The 18,013-nt window shown below is 61.2% G+C and carries 14 protein-coding genes; 6 read left to right on the forward strand and 8 right to left on the reverse strand.

All coding sequences use genetic code 11. From position 1 onward, the window contains the following. The first annotated feature begins 58 nt into the window (after nucleotides 1-58). The 4 genes from glyQ to I5S59_RS02725 all read left to right on the forward strand — a co-directional run bounded on the left by glyQ (nucleotide 59) and on the right by I5S59_RS02725 (nucleotide 4,426). On the forward strand, nucleotides 59-1,006 hold the full coding sequence (gene glyQ, locus I5S59_RS02710; protein WP_164897201.1) for a glycine--tRNA ligase subunit alpha: 948 nt from the start codon (nucleotides 59-61) through the stop codon (nucleotides 1,004-1,006). Next, a complete protein-coding gene (glyS, locus tag I5S59_RS02715) occupies nucleotides 1,003-3,057 on the forward strand; it encodes a glycine--tRNA ligase subunit beta (RefSeq protein ID WP_197875297.1) in 2,055 nt (684 codons plus the stop codon). The genes glyQ and glyS overlap by 4 nt, the downstream gene beginning before the upstream one ends. A gap of 3 nt (nucleotides 3,058-3,060) precedes the next feature. Next, nucleotides 3,061-3,594 carry a D-glycero-beta-D-manno-heptose 1,7-bisphosphate 7-phosphatase gene (gene gmhB / locus I5S59_RS02720; RefSeq protein WP_197875298.1) on the forward strand — a complete coding sequence of 178 codons (534 nt, stop codon included), beginning with the start codon at nucleotides 3,061-3,063 and terminating at the stop codon, nucleotides 3,592-3,594. Nucleotides 3,595-3,655: 61 nt separating this feature from the next. Further along, nucleotides 3,656-4,426, forward strand: a complete 771-nt coding sequence (locus I5S59_RS02725) for a lysophospholipid acyltransferase family protein (RefSeq protein ID WP_128322034.1) — start codon at nucleotides 3,656-3,658, stop codon at nucleotides 4,424-4,426. Between the two features lie 171 nt (nucleotides 4,427-4,597). Here the strand turns inward: I5S59_RS02725 and I5S59_RS02730 are convergent, their stop codons facing one another. Then, the gene (locus tag I5S59_RS02730) at nucleotides 4,598-6,220 is read right to left on the reverse strand and encodes an MFS transporter (protein WP_197875299.1); all 1,623 of its coding nucleotides are present in this window, start codon (nucleotides 6,218-6,220) and stop codon (nucleotides 4,598-4,600) included. A 100-nt stretch (nucleotides 6,221-6,320) separates the two neighbouring features. Next, nucleotides 6,321-7,970: a GMC family oxidoreductase gene (locus tag I5S59_RS02735; protein ID WP_197875300.1), complete on the reverse strand. Its 1,650-nt coding sequence runs from the start codon at nucleotides 7,968-7,970 to the stop codon at nucleotides 6,321-6,323. Between the two features lie 136 nt (nucleotides 7,971-8,106). On the opposite strand from I5S59_RS02735, the gene I5S59_RS02740 reads away from it, so the two are divergent. Then, the gene (locus I5S59_RS02740) at nucleotides 8,107-8,994 is read left to right on the forward strand and encodes a LysR family transcriptional regulator (protein WP_197875301.1); all 888 of its coding nucleotides are present in this window, start codon (nucleotides 8,107-8,109) and stop codon (nucleotides 8,992-8,994) included. Nucleotides 8,995-8,997: 3 nt separating this feature from the next. On the opposite strand, the gene I5S59_RS02745 is transcribed toward I5S59_RS02740, so the two are convergent. From I5S59_RS02745 to I5S59_RS02755, 3 genes are read right to left on the reverse strand one after another with little or no spacing between them, the layout of a single operon-like run. Beyond that, nucleotides 8,998-9,816 (reverse strand): sulfite exporter TauE/SafE family protein, encoded by an 819-nt coding sequence (locus tag I5S59_RS02745; RefSeq protein ID WP_197875302.1) that lies wholly within the window; start codon nucleotides 9,814-9,816, stop codon nucleotides 8,998-9,000. After that, complete coding sequence (locus tag I5S59_RS02750) at nucleotides 9,813-11,081, reverse strand: NAD(P)/FAD-dependent oxidoreductase (RefSeq protein ID WP_197875303.1); 1,269 nt, start codon at nucleotides 11,079-11,081, stop codon at nucleotides 9,813-9,815. Before I5S59_RS02750 ends, I5S59_RS02745 begins: the two co-directional genes overlap by 4 nt. A 36-nt stretch (nucleotides 11,082-11,117) precedes the next feature. Next, entirely contained in the window at nucleotides 11,118-12,002 is an 885-nt protein-coding gene (locus I5S59_RS02755) for an MBL fold metallo-hydrolase (protein ID WP_197875304.1), read from the reverse strand. A gap of 249 nt (nucleotides 12,003-12,251) precedes the next feature. On the opposite strand from I5S59_RS02755, the gene I5S59_RS02760 reads away from it, so the two are divergent. Beyond that, the gene (locus I5S59_RS02760) at nucleotides 12,252-13,568 is read left to right on the forward strand and encodes a sigma-54-dependent Fis family transcriptional regulator (RefSeq protein WP_232239547.1); all 1,317 of its coding nucleotides are present in this window, start codon (nucleotides 12,252-12,254) and stop codon (nucleotides 13,566-13,568) included. Nucleotides 13,569-13,806: 238 nt separating this feature from the next. On the opposite strand, the gene I5S59_RS02765 is transcribed toward I5S59_RS02760, so the two are convergent. From I5S59_RS02765 to I5S59_RS02775, 3 genes are all read right to left on the reverse strand, one after another. Further along, the gene (locus I5S59_RS02765) at nucleotides 13,807-16,275 is read right to left on the reverse strand and encodes a TonB-dependent siderophore receptor (protein ID WP_197875305.1); all 2,469 of its coding nucleotides are present in this window, start codon (nucleotides 16,273-16,275) and stop codon (nucleotides 13,807-13,809) included. 86 nt (nucleotides 16,276-16,361) lie between these two features. Continuing rightward, complete coding sequence (locus I5S59_RS02770; protein ID WP_197875306.1) at nucleotides 16,362-17,303, reverse strand: FecR domain-containing protein; 942 nt, start codon at nucleotides 17,301-17,303, stop codon at nucleotides 16,362-16,364. After that, on the reverse strand, nucleotides 17,300-17,785 hold the full coding sequence (locus I5S59_RS02775) for a sigma-70 family RNA polymerase sigma factor (protein ID WP_197875555.1): 486 nt from the start codon (nucleotides 17,783-17,785) through the stop codon (nucleotides 17,300-17,302). The genes I5S59_RS02770 and I5S59_RS02775 overlap by 4 nt, the downstream gene beginning before the upstream one ends. Nucleotides 17,786-18,013: the final 228 nt, after the last annotated feature.

Here is an 18,013-nt window from a genome sequence, read left to right on the forward strand (position 1 = left end):
GCGAATCGGGTTATACTCCCGCTCTTTATATTCGCAGCCCTAGAAACAGGTGAATTTCGTGAGCCAGCCTACGCCAGCCGTGCGTACCTTCCAAGACTTGATCCTCGCCCTGCAAAACTACTGGGCGGAGCAAGGTTGTGTGGTGCTTCAGCCCTACGATATGGAAGTAGGCGCCGGCACTTTCCATACCGCCACGTTCCTGCGCGCCGTCGGCCCGGAAACCTGGAACGCCGCCTACGTACAGCCGAGCCGTCGTCCGGCTGACGGTCGTTACGGCGAAAACCCCAACCGTTTGCAGCACTACTACCAGTTCCAGGTCGTACTGAAGCCGAACCCGGCGAACTTCCAGGAACTGTACCTGGGTTCGCTCAAAGCCATCGGCCTCGACCCGCTGGTCCACGACATCCGTTTCGTCGAAGACAACTGGGAATCGCCAACCCTCGGCGCCTGGGGTCTGGGTTGGGAAATCTGGCTCAACGGCATGGAAGTCACCCAGTTCACCTACTTCCAGCAAGTAGGCGGCATCGAGTGCATGCCGGTCACCGGTGAAATCACCTATGGCCTCGAGCGTCTGGCCATGTACCTGCAGGGCGTCGACTCGGTCTACGACCTGGTCTGGGCCGACGGTCCGTTCGGCAAGGTGACCTACGGCGACGTGTTCCACCAGAACGAAGTGGAGCAGTCGACCTACAACTTCGAACACGCCAACGTCGAGAAACTGTTCGAGCTGTTCGACTTCTATGAAAGCGAAGCCAACCGCCTGATCGAGCTGGAGCTGCCGCTGCCGACCTACGAAATGGTCCTCAAGGCGTCGCATACCTTCAACCTGCTCGATGCTCGCCGTGCCATTTCGGTCACCGCGCGCCAGCAGTACATCCTGCGCGTACGTACCCTGGCCCGGGCCGTGGCGCAAAGCTACCTGCAAGCCCGCGCCAAGCTGGGCTTCCCGATGGCGACCCCTGAATTGCGTGATGAAGCATTGGCCAAGCTGGAGGCTGCACAATGAGTGCTCAAGATTTCCTGGTTGAACTGGGCACCGAAGAACTGCCGCCAAAAGCCCTCGGCGCCCTGGCCGACGCGTTCCTCGCCGGTATCGAAAAAGGCCTGCAGGCCGCGGGCCTGAACTACACCGGTAAACAGGTCTACGCTGCCCCGCGTCGCCTGGCCGTACTGATTCGTCAGCTCGATACCCAGCAGCCAGATCGCAGCATCAACGTTGACGGCCCACCCCGTCAGGCCGCGTTCGATGCCGAAGGCAACCCAACCCAGGCTGCCCTTGGCTTCGCCAAGAAGTGCGGCGTAGAGCTGTCGGATATCGACCAAAGCGGTCCGAAGCTGCGCTTCTCCCAGCACATCCCGGGTAAAGCCACCGCCAGCCTGCTGCCGACCATTGTCGAAGACTCGCTGAACGACCTGCCGATCCCGAAACGCATGCGTTGGGGTGCCCGCAAGGAAGAGTTCGTGCGTCCGACCCAATGGCTGGTCATGCTGCTCGGTGACGACGTCGTCGACTGCACCATCCTTGCCCAGACTGCCGGCCGCCACTCCCGTGGCCACCGCTTCCACCACCCGGAAGACGTACGCATCAGCGCCCCGGCCAACTACCTGGACGACCTGCGCAAAGCCTACGTGCTGGCCGACTTCGCCGAGCGTCGCGAGATCATCAGCAAACGCACCGCCGAACTGGCGATGCAGCAGGAAGGCACTGCCATCGTGCCACCTGCGCTGCTCGATGAAGTGACCGCGCTGGTTGAATGGCCGGTGCCGCTGGTGTGCTCGTTCGAGGAACGTTTCCTTGAAGTGCCGCAAGAAGCCCTGATCACCACCATGCAGGACAACCAGAAGTACTTCTGCCTGCTGGATGTCGACGGCAAGCTGCTGCCGCGCTTCATCACCGTCGCCAACGTCGAGAGCCGCGATCCGAAGCAGATCGTCGAAGGTAACGAGAAAGTTGTGCGCCCGCGCCTGACCGACGCCGAGTTCTTCTTCAAGCAAGACAAGAAACAGCCGCTGGAAAGCTTCAACGAGCGCCTCAAGAACGTGGTGTTCCAGGCACAGCTGGGCAGCGTCTACGACAAGGCCGTACGCGTCGGCAAACTGGCCGCCTTCATTGCCCAGCGTATCGGCGGCGACGCCCAGCGCGCATCCCGCGCAGGCCTGCTGTCGAAATGCGACCTGGCCACCGAGATGGTCGGCGAGTTCCCGGAAATGCAGGGTGTGGCCGGCTACTACTACGCCCTCAACGATGGCGAGCCGGAAGATGTCGCCCTGGCCCTGAACGAGCAGTACATGCCGCGCGGTGCCGGTGCCGAACTGCCGTCGACCCTGACCGGTGCGGCCGTGGCGATTGCCGACAAGCTCGACACCCTGGTCGGTATCTTCGGTATCGGCATGCTGCCAACCGGTAGCAAAGACCCTTACGCCCTGCGCCGCGCAGCGCTGGGCGTGCTGCGTATCCTGATCGAGAAGCAGCTGGACCTGAACCTGAACGAAGCGGTGGAGTTCGCCGTTACCCAGTTCGGTGGCAACGTCAAAGCTGCTGGCCTGGCCGACCAGGTACAGGAGTTCATCTTCGACCGCCTGCGTGCCCGTTACGAAGACGAAGGCATCGATGTGGCCACTTACCTGTCGGTACGTGCCTTGAAGCCAGGCTCGGCACTGGACTTCGACCAGCGCGTGCAGGCCGTGCAGGCCTTCCGTCAGCTGCCTGAAGCCGCCGCCCTGGCCGCGGTGAACAAGCGCGTGTCGAACCTGTTGAGCAAGGCCGAAGGCGCCGTCGCGGCCACCGTCGAGCCGAAGTACTTCGACAATGCCAACGAGTTCTCGCTGTACTCGGCCATCCAGCAAGCCGACCAGGCCGTACAGCCCATGGCTGCTGCGCGTCAGTACAGTGAGTCGCTGGCACGTCTGGCAGCCCTGCGTGAACCGGTCGACGCCTTCTTCGAGGCGGTGATGGTCAACGCCGAGGACGCCAATGTACGGGCCAACCGTTACGCCTTGCTCAGCCGCCTGCGCGGTCTGTTCCTGGGCGTAGCCGACATCTCGCTGCTGGGGTAAGTCTTGAAACTGCTGATTCTCGATCGTGACGGGGTGATCAACCAGGACTCCGACGCCTACATCAAGTCGCTGGACGAGTGGATACCGATCCCTGGATCGATCGAGGCCATCGCGCAGTTGAGCAAGGCCGGCTGGACGGTGGCGGTTGCCACCAACCAGTCCGGCATCGCCCGTGGTTACTACGACCTGGCCACCCTCGAGGCCATGCATGCGCGCCTGCGCAGGCTGGTGGCCGAGCAGGGTGGCGAGGTTGGCCTGATCGTCTATTGCCCGCATGGCCCGGATGAAGGCTGCGATTGCCGCAAGCCGAAGCCGGGCATGTTGCGAACCATTGCCTGTCATTACCAGTCTGATCTGGCCGGCGTATGGTTTGTCGGTGATAGTAAGGGTGACCTGGAAGCCGCATTGACCGTCGATGCTCAACCGATTCTGGTAAAAACCGGAAAAGGCGAGAAGACCCTGAGCAAGGGCATTCCGCAAGGAACATTGATTTTCGATGATCTGGCAGCCATCGCCAGAGAACTTATCCACAAATAGCGCGTCTGCGAACCAGGCGCACTTTTACTAGGCGGGCAAGCCCGCAACGGTACATGCCGCTATGTCGATCCTGCAGGCGATCAGAATCTTTCTTTTTTACCTGCTACTGGGTACCAGCTCGTTGCTGTGGTGCACCCTGAGCTTTTTTATCGCGCCGTTTCTGCCGTTCAGTGCCCGTTATCGCTTCATCAACGTTTACTGGTGCCGCTTCGCACTGGTGTTGGTGCGGGTGTTCCTGAACATCAAGGTCAAGGTCAGCGGGGCTGAAAACATCCCCAAACAACCCTGTGTGATCCTCTCCAACCACCAGAGCACCTGGGAAACCTTCTTCCTTTCTGCCTATTTTTCGCCCTTGAGCCAGGTGCTCAAGCGTGAATTGCTGTACGTGCCGTTCTTCGGCTGGGCAATGGCCATGCTGCGCCCGATTGCCATTGACCGCGACAACCCCAAGGCAGCCCTCAAGCAGGTGGCCAGCGAAGGCGACAAGCTGCTTAAAGATGGCGTCTGGGTACTGATCTTCCCGGAGGGCACCCGCGTGCCTTTCGGTCAGATCGGCAAATTCTCCCGCGGCGGTACCGCCCTGGCGGTCAACGCAGGTCTGCCGGTACTGCCGATTGCGCACAACGCCGGCAAGTTCTGGCCCAAGCAAGGGTGGGGCAAGCGCGCCGGTACCATCGAAGTGGTCATCGGTGCTCCGATGTACGCAGAAGGCACCGGCCCACGGGCCATTGCCGAGCTCAACGACCGTGCCGCAGCCTGGAACGAACAGACCCAGCGCGACATGGGATCGTTGCCTGCGGCGGCACCCAATGCTGCCAAAGGTGTTGCCTGACGATCTGTGGATAACTTGTGTACAGTATTTTGAATATTTCCCGCGAAATGACCTAAGTTACTAATTTTTATACTTATTTCTTCGCATGACAATTTTCTGACAATCGTGCATAAGTTTTTTCGCGGCATAAAAAAACCGGCGCTTACGCCGGTTTTTTTGCCCGCAGATCACTCAGACCTTGTCGAGGTCCACATTGCGGGTTTCCTTGAGACAGAACAGCCCGACCACCAGGCTGACACCGGTCACCAGCACCGGGTACCAGAGCCCGTAGAAGATGTCGCCGGTGTACACCACCAGGGCAAACGACACCGTGGGCAGGAAGCCGCCAAACCAGCCGTTGCCAATGTGATACGGCAGCGACATCGAGGTGTAGCGGATGCGGGTCGGAAACAGCTCGACCATCACCGCCGCCAACGGGCCATAGGTCATGGTGGCGATCAGGATCATGGCCACGATCAACACCACCACCATGGTTTCGTTGACACTGGCAGGGTCTGCCTTGGCCGGGTAGCCGGCTTTTTCGATCGCGGCACGCAGCGCCGCTTCATCAAAGCCGTTGATGCGCTGCTCGCCTACGGTCACCACCACTTCACTGCCTGGCGCAACGGATTCGGAGCTGTACGGCAGGCCTTGCTTGACCAGGAAGGTCTTGACCTTGTCGCATGGGCTGTCAAAACGTGCCTTGCCGACCGGGTCGAACTGGAAGGTGCAGCCTTGCGGATCGGCCATCACCACAATCGGCGCCTGGCGGCTGGCCGCGTCGATTTGCGGGTTGGCGTAATGGCTCAGCGCCTTGAACAACGGGAAGTAGAGCAGGGTAGCTAACAGCAGGCCGAGCATCAGGATGGGTTTACGGCCGATGCGGTCCGACAGCCAGCCGAAGAATACAAAGAACGGCGCGCCGATGATCACGCTGATAATCAGCAAGGTATTGGCCTGGGCCGGGTCCATCTTGAGCATCTGCGTGAGGAAGAACAGCACGTAGAACTGCGCGGTGTAGAAAGTGACGGCTTGCCCTGCGTTGATGCTGAACAGCGCCGTGAGTACGATCTTGAGGTTGGCCCAGGACCCGAACGACTCACGGATCGGCGCCTTGCTGGTCTTGCCCTGGGCCTTCATTTTCACGAAAGCCGGTGATTCGTGCATGCTCATGCGAATCCAGGTGGAGATCGCCAGCAACACGATCGACAGCAGGAACGGCAGGCGCCAGCCCCAGACTTCGAACTGATCACCGCTGATGTAACGGCTTCCCAGCACCACCAGCAGCGACAGCAACAAGCCCAGGGTCGCCGTGGACTGGATGAAGCCGGTATGGAAACCCCGCTTGCCCGGCGGTGCGTGTTCCGCCACATAGGTCGCTGCGCCACCATATTCACCGCCCAGTGCCAGCCCCTGAAGCATCCGCAGGATCACCAGAATGATCGGTGCTGCAATACCGATGCTGGCGTAGGTGGGAAGCAGGCCAACGGCAAACGTCGACAAGCCCATCAGCACGATGGTCACCAGGAAGGTGTACTTGCGTCCGATCATGTCCCCCAGGCGACCGAACACCAGTGCACCGAACGGCCGCACCAGAAAGCCGGCGGCGAAGGCCATCAAGGCAAAAATGAAGGCAGTGGTGTCGTTCACCCCGGCAAAGAACTGCTTGCTGATGACCGCGGCCAGTGCCCCGTACAAGAAAAAGTCATACCACTCGAACACTGTCCCGAGGGATGACGCGAAAATGATCTTGCGCTCTTCACGGCGGCTACTGCTGGCCGCGACCGCGCCCTGCTCCTGAATGTAATCCGACATCGTTGCTGTCCTCGGCCTTTAGGCCACAGTGATTATTCTTGTTGTTCCACTGCCGACGTCGGCAGACTGCGTCCGACGTCGTTGTTGCTACGCACCCTGATCAGGGCGTCGGTACGGCATTTTCTTCATCGCTTCGGGCTGTGGATAACGTCCCCCGGGTAATCAGTTGTGCCGCCTTTTCGGCAATCATCAAGGTCGGTGAGCAGGTATTGCCGGAGACAATCTGCGGCATGATCGAAGCATCGGCGATACGCAGCCCCGGTATGCCGTGCACGCGTAACTGGTCATCCACCACATCCAGCGGCCCATGGCCCATTCGGCAGGTACCGACAGGGTGGAAGATGGTCGTGCCGATCTGGCCGGCGGCTTCGTGCAGTTGCTCTTCGCTCTGCAACTCGGGACCAGGCAGGTATTCACGCGGGCTGAATGCCGCCAGGGCAGGGGCCTGGACGATGGTACGGGTGAGTCGAATGGCTTGCGCGGCGACCTTCAGGTCTTGCGGGTCGCTCAGGTAGTTGGGGTCGATCAGCGGAGCGTCGTCCGGGTTGGCCGAGCGGATGTCGATACGCCCGCGACTCGCCGGACGCAAGTTGCACACCGAGGCGGTAAATGCCGGGAAGCGATGCAACGGCTCGCCGAAACGTTCGAGCGACAGCGGCTGAACATGGTATTGCAGGTTGGCCGACGCCTGTTCCGGCCCGGAGCGAACAAAGGCCCCCAACTGGCTCGGCGCCATGGCCAGCGGGCCACTGCGGTCATAGAGGTAGCGCAGGCCCATGCCCAACTTGCCCCAGGCACTGTTGGCCACCTGATTGAGGGTGCGCGCACCGTTAACCTGGTAGATCAGCCGCAGTTGCAGGTGGTCCTGCAGGTTGCCGCCCACTCCCGGCAATTCATGCCGGACAGTTATCCCCAGGCTCTCCAGCAAACTGCGCGGGCCGATGCCGGAGCGTTGCAGAATGCCAGGAGAACCTACCGCACCGGCACAAAGGATAATCTCGCGGCGGGCACTGAAGTTTTGCCAGCTGCCTTGCCAGCGCGCCTTTACCGCAGAGGCGCGACCGGCATCAAGAATGACCTGATCGACCAGCACGTCGGTCAGCACGGTCAGGTTAGGGCGATTGCGTACCGGGCGAAGAAAGGCCTTGGCCGAATTCCAGCGCACCCCGGATCGCTGGTTGACCTGAAAGTATCCACAGCCCTGGTTATCCCCAGTGTTGAAGTCAGCCACGCTTTGAATACCGCTTTGCGCGGCCGCTTCGCGAAACGCATCGAGGATCGGCCAGGCATAGCGTTGCTGCTCGACCCGCCATTCGCCTTGATCACCGTGTGCCTCACTGGCACCGGCAAAATGATGTTCACTGGCCTTGAACAGTGGCAACACGTCTTTCCAGGCCCAACCGGCATTGCCCTGCTCGGCCCAGCGATCGTAATCGCCGGCCTGGCCGCGCATGTAAATCATGCCGTTGATGGAGGAGCAGCCACCCAGCACCTTGCCCCTTGGATAACCCAGGGCACGCCCGTTGAGGCCGGTTTGCGCTTCGGTCTTGAAGCACCAGTCGGTACGCGGGTTACCGATGCAATAGAGGTAACCCACCGGGATGTGAATCCAGGGATAGTTATCGCGACCGCCCGCCTCAAGCAACAACACCCGGCAGCCCGGGTCGGCAGACAATCGATTGGCCAGCAGGCATCCTGCAGGGCCGGCACCCACGACCACATAGTCGTAGACAGGATCGGCTGATGGCATGGCAACCTCGCGCCTGATTATTATTCTTGTCGCAGTCCATGTTATTGATTAATTTCGAGATGAAAACGTTAGATTTCACTCAAGTGCTGTGCGTTTTAACACAACGTTCGTGAACACCTGATTCACAAGGAAAAGCATGTTCGACTGGAATGATCTGCGGTTTTTTCTCGAGTTGCAGCGTAGCGGACGGTTGCTGACTGCAGCCAAGCGCCTCAACACCACCCACAGCACTGTCGCCCGGCACATCGAGAATATCGAGCAGAGCCTGGGCACCGCCTTGTTCGTCCAGCACGCCCAGGGCTACGAACTGACACCTTCCGGCCAGGCGTTGCTCAAGCATGCCGAAGCCATGGAAAACGTCGCACTGCTGGCCCAGGAGGAAATCACCCAGGCCATCACCCCGCTGGGCAAGATCCGCCTGGGGGTCACCGAAGGCATCGGCATCATGTTCTTCACACCGCGCATGGGCAGCCTGTTCGAACGCTATCCGGGGCTGGAGGTGGAGTTGGTGGCCGTACCCAGGTTCGTCAGCATCCTCAACCGCGAAGCGGAAATCAGCATTCATCTGGAACGGCCGAATGCCGACCTGTTGATCACCCGCAAACTCACGGACTATCGCCTGGCGTTGTACGCCAGCCCCGAATACCTGGTCAACGCGCCCGCCCTCGAACATCGCGAGGACCTGGCCAGGCACAGCTGGATTGGCTATGTCGACGATCTGTTGTTCAGCCAGGAGCTGTTGTTTCTAAACAGCTTCTGCCGGGCACCGAATGTCGTGTTTCGCAGCACCAGCGTGATTGCCCAGCAGCAGGCCGCCCGGGCCGGTTTGGGCATCGCCGTACTGCCCAACTACATGGCCCGGCATGACCCGGCGCTGGTCCGGGTGCTGCCCAGCGAGACCATTCAGCGCAGCTACTGGATCTGCACCCGCCGCGAACTGCACAAATCAGTGCGCCTGCGGGTGGTCTGGGATTTTCTCCTGGAACTGTGCGCACAAGAGCAAGACGCGCTGCTGGCGGAGTAGGGCTCATCCTCCCAGGGTTTTCACCACCAGCAGCAGCGCGGCGCAAATGCCAACGGTGGCGAACAGTTGCTGCAGGCGCGGCCCGGCCAGGCGACTGGCAAACTGCCGGGCGATCAACAGCCCGAGCACCGCACCTGCAGCAAAGGGTGCGCCTACGCTCCAGTGCATCACTCCGCCGACACTGGCACTGATGACGCTCCCGGTAGACACCAGGGCAATCACCGCCAGCGAAGTGGCGACGATGCTTTTCATGTCCAGGTTGGTGTAGCGACTCAGCGCCGGGATGATCACAAAGCCGCCACCGACGCCAAGCAATCCTGAGAGCAACCCGGACAGTGCACCGGTAAAGGCCAGAGCCCGGGCGCAGGGCAGGGTCCAGCGCAGGCGGCCCTGCAAGGGGTTGAGCACACAGGGCATGAGCGTGCGCTTGCCCAGGGGCGGCTCGCCGCGAAGCTCGCGGCGCGCCTTGAGCAACATGCGCGCGCAGGCGTATACCAACACCACCGAGAAGGTGAGGGCGAGCGGCGCATTGGGTAGCCGGTGAGCCAGCATCAAGCCGAAGGGCGCCGCAACAATACCGATTGCTGCCACAAACGCCGCCGCGCGGTAGCGCACCACACCCTGACGCAACCCCAGCAAGGCGCCGACGGCGGCGGCCATACCAACGGCCAGCAGGCCGACTGGTGCAGCTTCCACCATCGACAGACCAAGACCAAACACCAACAACGGCACCGCCAGGATGCCGCCTCCTGCGCCGGTCAGCGCCAGCACGGCACCGATGATCGCGCCGAGCCCTGCGGCCAGTAGTTCGTGTTCGATCACTGCCCGACCTCGACAACCGTTTGTGGTTTGGCCAGCCATTCGCGGCCTTTGAGCATGCAGCGCCAGTACAGTGGCGGCAGGATCTGCGCCTTGAGCAACCACGCCAGGCGGGTGGGCCTGCGGCCATCCAGCAGCCAGCGCGGGAAGCTCGGCGCCAGCTTGCCGCCGTAGGTAAACTCGGCCAAGACGATCTTGCCGCGCTCAACGGTCAGCGGGCAGGAACCGTAGCCGTCGTAATGTGCCAGTCTCGGTAAGCGGCCCAGAGCAACCAATACGTTATTAGCGACCACAGGTGCCTGTTTGCGCGCGGCTGCAGCGGTCTTGGCATTGCTGGTATTGATCACATCCCCCAGGCCGTGAACGTTGGCAAACTGGCGATGACGCAAGGTTGCCGGGTCAACATCGACCCAGCCGGCAGCGTCGGCCAATGGGCTGCTGCGGATGAAATCAGGGGCGACTTGCGGCGGGACCACGTGCAGCATGTCGAAGGGCTGTACCCGGGTTTCGCTGCTGCCATCGGGCAGGGTGCGAACAAAAGTGGCCTGGCGGGCCGGACCATCGACGGCAACCAGGCGATGGTTGTACTGGAGGTCAACGGCATACTTGTCGATGTATTTCATCAACGCCGGTACGTAGTCGGCCACACCGAACAACACCGCCCCGGCATTGAAGAACTGCGCCTGGATGTTGCCCAGGCGGCCGCTGCGTAGCCAATGGTCACAGGACAAGTACAGTGCTTTCTGCGGTGCCCCTGCGCACTTGATCGGCATCGGCGGCTGGCTGAACACGGCGCGGCCTTCGCGCAGGTTCTGCACAAGCTGCCAGGTGTAGGGGGCAAGGTCGTAACGGTAGTTGGAGGTCACGCCGTTGCGACCGAGCGTTTCGCTCAAGCCTTCAATCGCCTGCCAGTCGAGCTTGAGGCCAGGACACACAATCAACTGCTCGTAGCTCAGCACACTGGCATCATCCAGGGTCACCGTCTGGGCGTTGGGGGCAAACTGCTCGACCCGTGCCTTGATCCAGCGAACACCTTTCGGCAGGGCTGATGCCATTGGCTTGGCGGTACTGGCTGGCGAGAAGACACCCGCTCCCACCATGGTCCAGCCGGGCTGATAGTAGTGAGTGTCGGCCGGGTCAACGAGGGCAATGTCCAACGAGGGATCGCGGCGAATCAGGCTGGAAGCCACGGCAATGCCGGCAGCTCCTGCGCCGACAATCAGGACTTTGTGATGATCGCTTTTCAGCGACGGGGAGAGGGCAGGCATGGCAGGTGTTCCTTTAATAATAATTCTGGGTAGTGCTCAGAGCGCGTTCAGCGGAATCTTCAGGTAGCGCACGCCGTTTTCTTCGGGTTCCGGCAACTGCCCGCTGCGCATGTTGATCTGCACCGACGGCAGGATCAGCACCGGCATGTCGAGGGTTGCATCGCGGGCTTCGCGCATGGCGACAAACGCGTCTTCACTGATGCCCTCGCGCACATGAATATTGCTGGCGCGTTGTTCCGCCACCGTGGTCATGTAACGCAGCTCACGGCCACCCGGCAGGTAGTCATGGCACATGAACAATCGGGTTTCAGAGGGGAGGGCGAGAATGCGCTGGATCGAGCGGTACAGCGTGCGCGCGCTGGCACCGGGGAAATCGCATCGCGCCGTGCCGTAGTCCGGCATGAACAGCGTGTCACCGACAAAGGCAATGCTTTGCCCCTCACTCTCTACCACGTAGGTCATGCAGGCCGGCGTATGGCCCGGTGTGTGCAGCGCCCTGGCGCGCAAACCACCGATGGCAAACACCTGCTCATCCTCGAACAGTACATCGAACTGGCTGCCATCGCGGGCGAACGATGGCTCGGCATTGAACAGCGATCCGAATACTTTCTGCACCTGGGTGATCTGGCTGCCGATCGCTACCTGACCACCCAGCGCCTGCTTGAGGTACGCCGCCGCCGACAGGTGATCGGCATGCACATGGGTTTCCAGAATCCACTGGACCTTGGCCCCCAGTTCCTGAACCCGGGCGATCAGGGCGTCAGCCGAGGCCGTGCTGGTACGACCGGCCTTGGGGTCATAGTCGAGCACGCTGTCGATCAGGGCACATTGACCGCTACCACGATCCATCACCAGATAACTGATGGTCGAGGTTGCACTGTCGAACAGCGCCTCCACATGCATATTGCCGCCGATGATCATTACCGCTCTCCAGAGTTATCCGTGTGCCATGGCGTAAAGCCGTGCGCGCATTGATGAGCCTGATATCAAGATGCGTGCCACCCCTTGAAGCGGCCTTTTTCCAGGCTAAAGCGCCGGTTTCATTGACTGCCAGTGAACTGCCAACTGGCAGACTGCCGTTGTTTCTGCCAGGTCATGGCAGTCCCTGGCAGTTTTTGGCAGTCCCTCTCGCCTTCAGTTAAGCTGCTCGGGAGATTTCCCTGGTGTCTTATGGCTTATTCTTCGCAAGAAATTCCTGATCCTACCGTTCAGTCGTTGGTGTCCTATCTCGAACATGACCCGCAACCGACCATCGTGCTGGACACCGACTACAACATCCTGGCGGCCAACGCGGCCTATCAGCGTCAGTTCACCGCAGGCGAGCAATCGCCCGTCGGTGGCAAATGCCATCGGGTGTCCCATCACTACGCCGTGCCCTGCGATCAGGCGGGCGAGTTGTGCCCGATGCGCAAAGCCTGGGACAGCCGCGCCCCGGAACGGGTACTGCATGTACATCACACCCCGCGCGGGCCGGAGCACGTGGATGTCGAGTTGCGGCCGATCCTGAACGCGAAAGGTGAAGTGGTGGCCTTTGTCGAACGCCTCACCAGCATTGCCGTGGCGTCCGCACAACCTCAACAACAAGGTCTGGTCGGTCGCTCGAGCGCGTTCACCGACGCTTTGTCCAGCCTGCAACGCGCCGCGCCCGCGCAGATCCCGGTGCTGCTGCAGGGCGAATCAGGCACCGGCAAAGAACTCTTTGCCCGCGCCTTGCATCTGGGCAGCCCCCGCGCCAACGGCCCGCTGGTCGTCGTCGACTGCACCGGGCTGAACGAGTCATTGTTCGAGAGTGAGCTGTTCGGGTACGAGAAAGGTGCATTCACCGGCGCGCTGCAACGCAAGATCGGCCTGGCTGAAGCAGCCCATGGCGGCACCCTGTTTCTCGATGAAATCGGCGAAGTACCGCTGGCCATGCAAGTCAAACTGCTGCGCCTGATCGAGTCCGGCAGCTTCCGTCCGGTCGGTAGCCTGCGCACTGTTCATTCGGATTTCAGGCTGGTGTCGGCCACGCATAAGCCTCTCAAGGAAATGGTGGCCGGGGGCAGCTTTCGCGAAGACCTGTATTACCGAATCAGCGGCTTTCCCATTCGGTTGCCGGCGCTCAGAGAGCGGGTCGATGACTTGCCGTTGCTGATCGAGAGTTTGTTGCAGCGCATCGCAGGCAAGCCAGTGCCAACGGTCGACAGCGACGCCATGAAGCGACTGAGCCTGCACAGTTACCCCGGGAATATTCGCGAACTGCGCAACATCCTTGAGCGGGCGAGGTTGTTTGCCGACGAGGGCGTTATCCGTACCGAGCACTTGCCGGCAGATCTGCGTGGCCAGAATGAAAACCTGAACCTGCCAATGCCGCGACGCAGTAAAGAAAACCTGGGGCAATTGGCTCAAGCGCTGGAGAGCTTTGATGGCTCGCGCAGTGCGTTGGCCGAGCATCTGGGTATGAGTGAGCGAACCCTCTATCGACGCTTGCGCGAACTCGGAAGTTGATCCTTCAGAAACAACAAACCCCGGCCAGACCGGGGTTTGTGTACTGCATCAAGCCTGATGTAGGTTCTCAGAAAAGTTGAGAAAACCCTATTCGCTTTTCACAATATTTGGTTCCACGTGGAACAAGTAGATATAACCTCGGGTTACGGAGTGGCTTGCCCCTACCGCCTAGCCGGCTTAAGGCAAGGAGGTATCTACCAAACCCTGCGTCAGGCAGGGGATCGGTGACGGAGGGGGTTTACCACTTGTAGGAGAGTTCGGCGACTACGCTGCGTTCTTCGCCCAGGTTGCACGCCTGGTAGAAGAAGCATGTGGCGACGTAGTACTTGTTGGTCAGGTTATTGACGTTGACGGCGGCTTGGGCCCCACGCAGGCTCGGGTCGAGCTTGCCAAGCTCGTAACGCACGGCGGCGTCATACAGGGTGTAGGACGGTACCTTGAAGGTGTTCATGCTGTCGCCAAAGGTCCAGCCGGTGTAGCGCACGCCAAAACCGACGCTCAGGCCCTGCAGCGGGTCGAACGGGATGGCGTAGTCAGCCCACAGCGAGGCCAGTTTGGCAGGAACCTTGTATGGGCGCTTGTCTTCGTTGCCGTCGTTGCTCTTGGTCACTTTTACGTCGCTGTAGGACAGCGATCCGATCAGTTTAAGGTCGTCCATCACGGTGGTGATGGCTTCCAGCTCTATCCCCTTCGAGCGAATCTCGCCGGTCTGGATGCTGTTGAACAGGTCGTTCGGATCGGTAGTGACCGCGTTTTGCTTGGTCAGGTCGTAGGCCGACAAGGTGATCTGGGTATCCGTGCCTGGCGGCTGGTAGCGCACGCCCACTTCATACTGCTTGGCGGTTTCTGGCTCGAAAGGCTTGCTGCCACGGGCTGGGCCGGTGGAGCCGACGACCGGATTGAACGATTCGCTGTAGCTGACGTACGGTGCAAAGCCACTGTCGAACAGGTAAACCAGGCCAGCACGGCCAGTGAAGTCATGCCAGTCCTGATCGGCCGTCTCGCTGTCGGTGAAGCGATTTTCGGTGCGGATGCGCGCGCGATCCTCGCGGCCGCCCACGGTCAGCACCCAGCGATCCCATTTGAGCTGGTCCTGAAAGTAGTAGCCAATCTGGGTGGTGCGCTGCAGGTTGTTGACCCAACTGGTGTTAACCGAGGTGTCAACCGGGCTGCCGTAGGACGGATCGAACACGTTGATTGGCGTGGCACTGCCCCAGCGCTCGTTTCGCACCGCCTTGCTCCAGCTGTAATCGATACCAAACAGCGCGGTGTGAGCAATCGGGCCTGTATCGAAGCTAGCCTGCAACTGGTTGTCCAGTGCCAAGTGGCTGCCGTAGGCGTGGCGGATCTGCCACTCGCGGTTGATTGAGGCGCCGGGAACCCCATCGGGGCCGGTGATCAGACCGGTCGCACTGGCACCGAAGGAACGTGCCAGGTAATTCTCCTGATTGTCGAAGTCGGCCCAGCGTACGTTCTGGCGCACGGCCCAGGTATCGTTGAACTCATGGCTGAACTCGTAGCCAAGCGAGGTGCTTTCAACTTCCTCGAAATCGAAGTCCGGCTCGCCGAGGAAGCGGCCCATGGGTACCTTGCCATAGGGGCTGGAGCCGTTGACGGCGGCCCAGGGAATGGTGGTAGGGGCCAGACCCTTGTTCTTCTGGTACGACGCCAATACGGTCAGGCGGGTCTGGTCATTGGGGCGCCAGGTGAAGCTGGGTGCGATGTAACCGCGATCGTCATCGGTGTGGTCGTACAGGCCATCGGCCTCACGGCCTAGGCCGACCAGGCGGTACATCAGGGTCTTTTCGTCGTTCAGCGCGCCGCTCACGTCGAACTTGGCCTGGCGACGGTGGCCATTACCCACGGAAACACCGATCTCGCCACGGTCATAGTCGGTGGGGCGCTTGGAAATCGAGTTGATCATGCCGCCCGGCTCTGCCTGGCCGTAGAGGATCGAGCTCGGACCCTTGAGCACCTCGATGCGCTCGATGCCGTACGGCTCTTCGCTGAACATTCCGAAGAAGCCCAGTGGCCGCAGACGCAGACCATCGCGGTATGTGAGCGAAATGGCGTAGCCACGCAGGAAGATGTTGTCGGCGGCGTTGCTGGCGCCGCCGCTGTCGGAGCGAACACCCGAGGTGTAGCGCAGCGCCTGGTCTAGGCGCTGTACACCCATATCCTCCATTTGCTCGCGGGTCACCACCGAGATGGCCTGGGGGGCTTCCAGCATTGAAGTGTCTGTCTTGGTTGCCGTGGCGATACGGCGGGCAACGTAGCCGTCTACCGGATCCCAGGCGCTTTCAAGGTTCGCCGGAGCGAAAACGGTGCTGGGGGCGAGAGTGAGTGCATCACCAGCGGGTTGAAGACTGTAGTTGCCGCCTGCGCTTGGCACCACTTGCAAGCCACTGCCCAGGAGCAATTGCGCGAACCCCTGATCCACGCTGTAGTTGCCCTGCAGTCCCTGACTGCTCTTGCCGTTAGTCAACGCGGCATCGAACGACAGCACTACACCCGCCTCGTTGGCGAAACGGCTGAGCACCGAGCCCAGGGTGCCAGCAGCGATGGCGTAGGCCTTTACCGCCTCTTCAGCATGGACCTTGCTGGCGTCGCTCAACAGCGGCTGGATAAAGCCAGCGTGCAGAGCCAGGGTGGCGCCGAGGATGGCGATGGCCAGAGGCTTTCTGGGGTGCTGGTGCATATGCGACATGAGGGCTCCTTCAAATGCCGGTAAGGCGGTTTGCAAGAGAGGTCGAGCGAGATTGGAAAACCGACAATCGCTAATGAAAAATATTTTCACTTGCTCGCTTTGATGCTCACCCAGTAGCGCGTGCGGGTTTCGATGCGCACCGGCAGCGCCTGGGCGATGGCGGTCAAGGCGCGGTCGGTATCGTCCAGCGGGTAGGCGCCGGACAGACGCAGGCCGGCGACCTCATCGGCACACGCGATAACACCAGGACGGTAGCGCTGCAATTCGGCAAGGGTGCGGTCCAGGCGCCAGTCATCGATCACCAGGCGCCCTTGGCTCCAGGCGCTCTGGTTGGTATCGATAGGGTGCGGGGCGGCCATTGCGCCAGCGGCGAAGTCGAGCCCCATGCCGCTCTCGACACGGACTTCTTCACGGCCCGGGGCGTTGCGCACGGCGACGGCATGCTCCAGCACACTGAGTGCGGTGCGATCTTCATGCTGACGCACGTTAAAGCGCGTGCCCAAGGAGCGCATCTCGCCATGGGCGCTGCGCACCTTGAACGGGCGCGAATCCTTGGCCGTCTCAACGAGGATCTCACCAGCACGCAGGATGATCAGCCGCTGTTCGGCGTCGAAACGGATATCCACCGCAGTGGCGGTATTGAGGGTCAGCCGGGTGCCGTCCGGCAGGGTCAGGCTGCGTCGCTCGCCGGTGGCGGTGCGTTGATCGGCGAGCCAGATCGGCGTCTGCCGATAGCCCGTCCAGGCCAGGCCGGAAACACCCAGGCCGAGTACCAGGCCCTTGAGCAGCGTGCGCCGAGTCGCCTGCACACTCCCACCCATGGCGCGACGCGCCAATGGCCCCGGCAGACCGTGGAGTTCAGCCTGTAGATTTTCCAGACGCTGCCAGGCCCATTGGTGCAAGGCGTTCTGTTGGTGCCAGAGCTGCCATTGCTGCTGGGTGCTCCGGCAATCCGGCGCGGCGCCGAGGCGCGCATGCCATTGGGCCGCATCACGCAGCGCCAGGCGCTGTTCGGCGGGATTGTTCACCCTTCGGCATCCAGGGCGAACAGCAGGCACTGCTCGGTGGCCTTGGCCATGTACTTGGTCACCGAACTGACGGAAACATCCAGACGCTGGGCGATCTCGGCATAGCTCAGGCCTTCCAGTTGCGCGAACAGAAACGCCTGGCGCACCTTGAGGCCGAGGCCGTCGAGCATGGCGTCGAGTTGCAGCAGGGTTTCCAGCATCAGCAGGCGCTTTTCCGGCGAGCACTCCTGCAGTTCCGGCTCCCGCGCCAGGGCTTCCAGATAGGCCTGCTCTAGGCTACGCCGACGCAGATGATCGACCATCGCCCGCTTGGCCACGGTCGCCAGAAAGCTGCGCGGCTCGCGCAATGGATAAGCCACGGTGGAGGCGATCAGGCGCACGAAAGTGTCATGGGAAATATCCTCCGCACGCTGCCGATCGCCCAAGCGTTTGCGCAGCCATCCTTGCAGCCAGCCGGCGTGATCGCGATAGAGGCAGTGCATTTCATCGTGCAGCGAGGCGCGGGACACCCGGATCTTCCTTGTAAAAAAAACGATGCGGATAAGAATTAATCGCGATTGTATTCGGATGGCCAAGGTGATGGCAATTGCGCCGTGGTACTGTGCCGACGCAGAGGTTTGTGGGGATGCGGAGTGTCCTGGGATGGGCTGCTGCTTTGGGAACCGATACGCCCACCGACAGGGAGTGGGAGCAAGCCCGCAGATTCAAGA

Origin of the sequence: Pseudomonas alkylphenolica (assembly GCF_016009175.1) — a bacterium.
Lineage (GTDB): Bacteria > Pseudomonadota > Gammaproteobacteria > Pseudomonadales > Pseudomonadaceae > Aquipseudomonas > Aquipseudomonas alkylphenolica_B.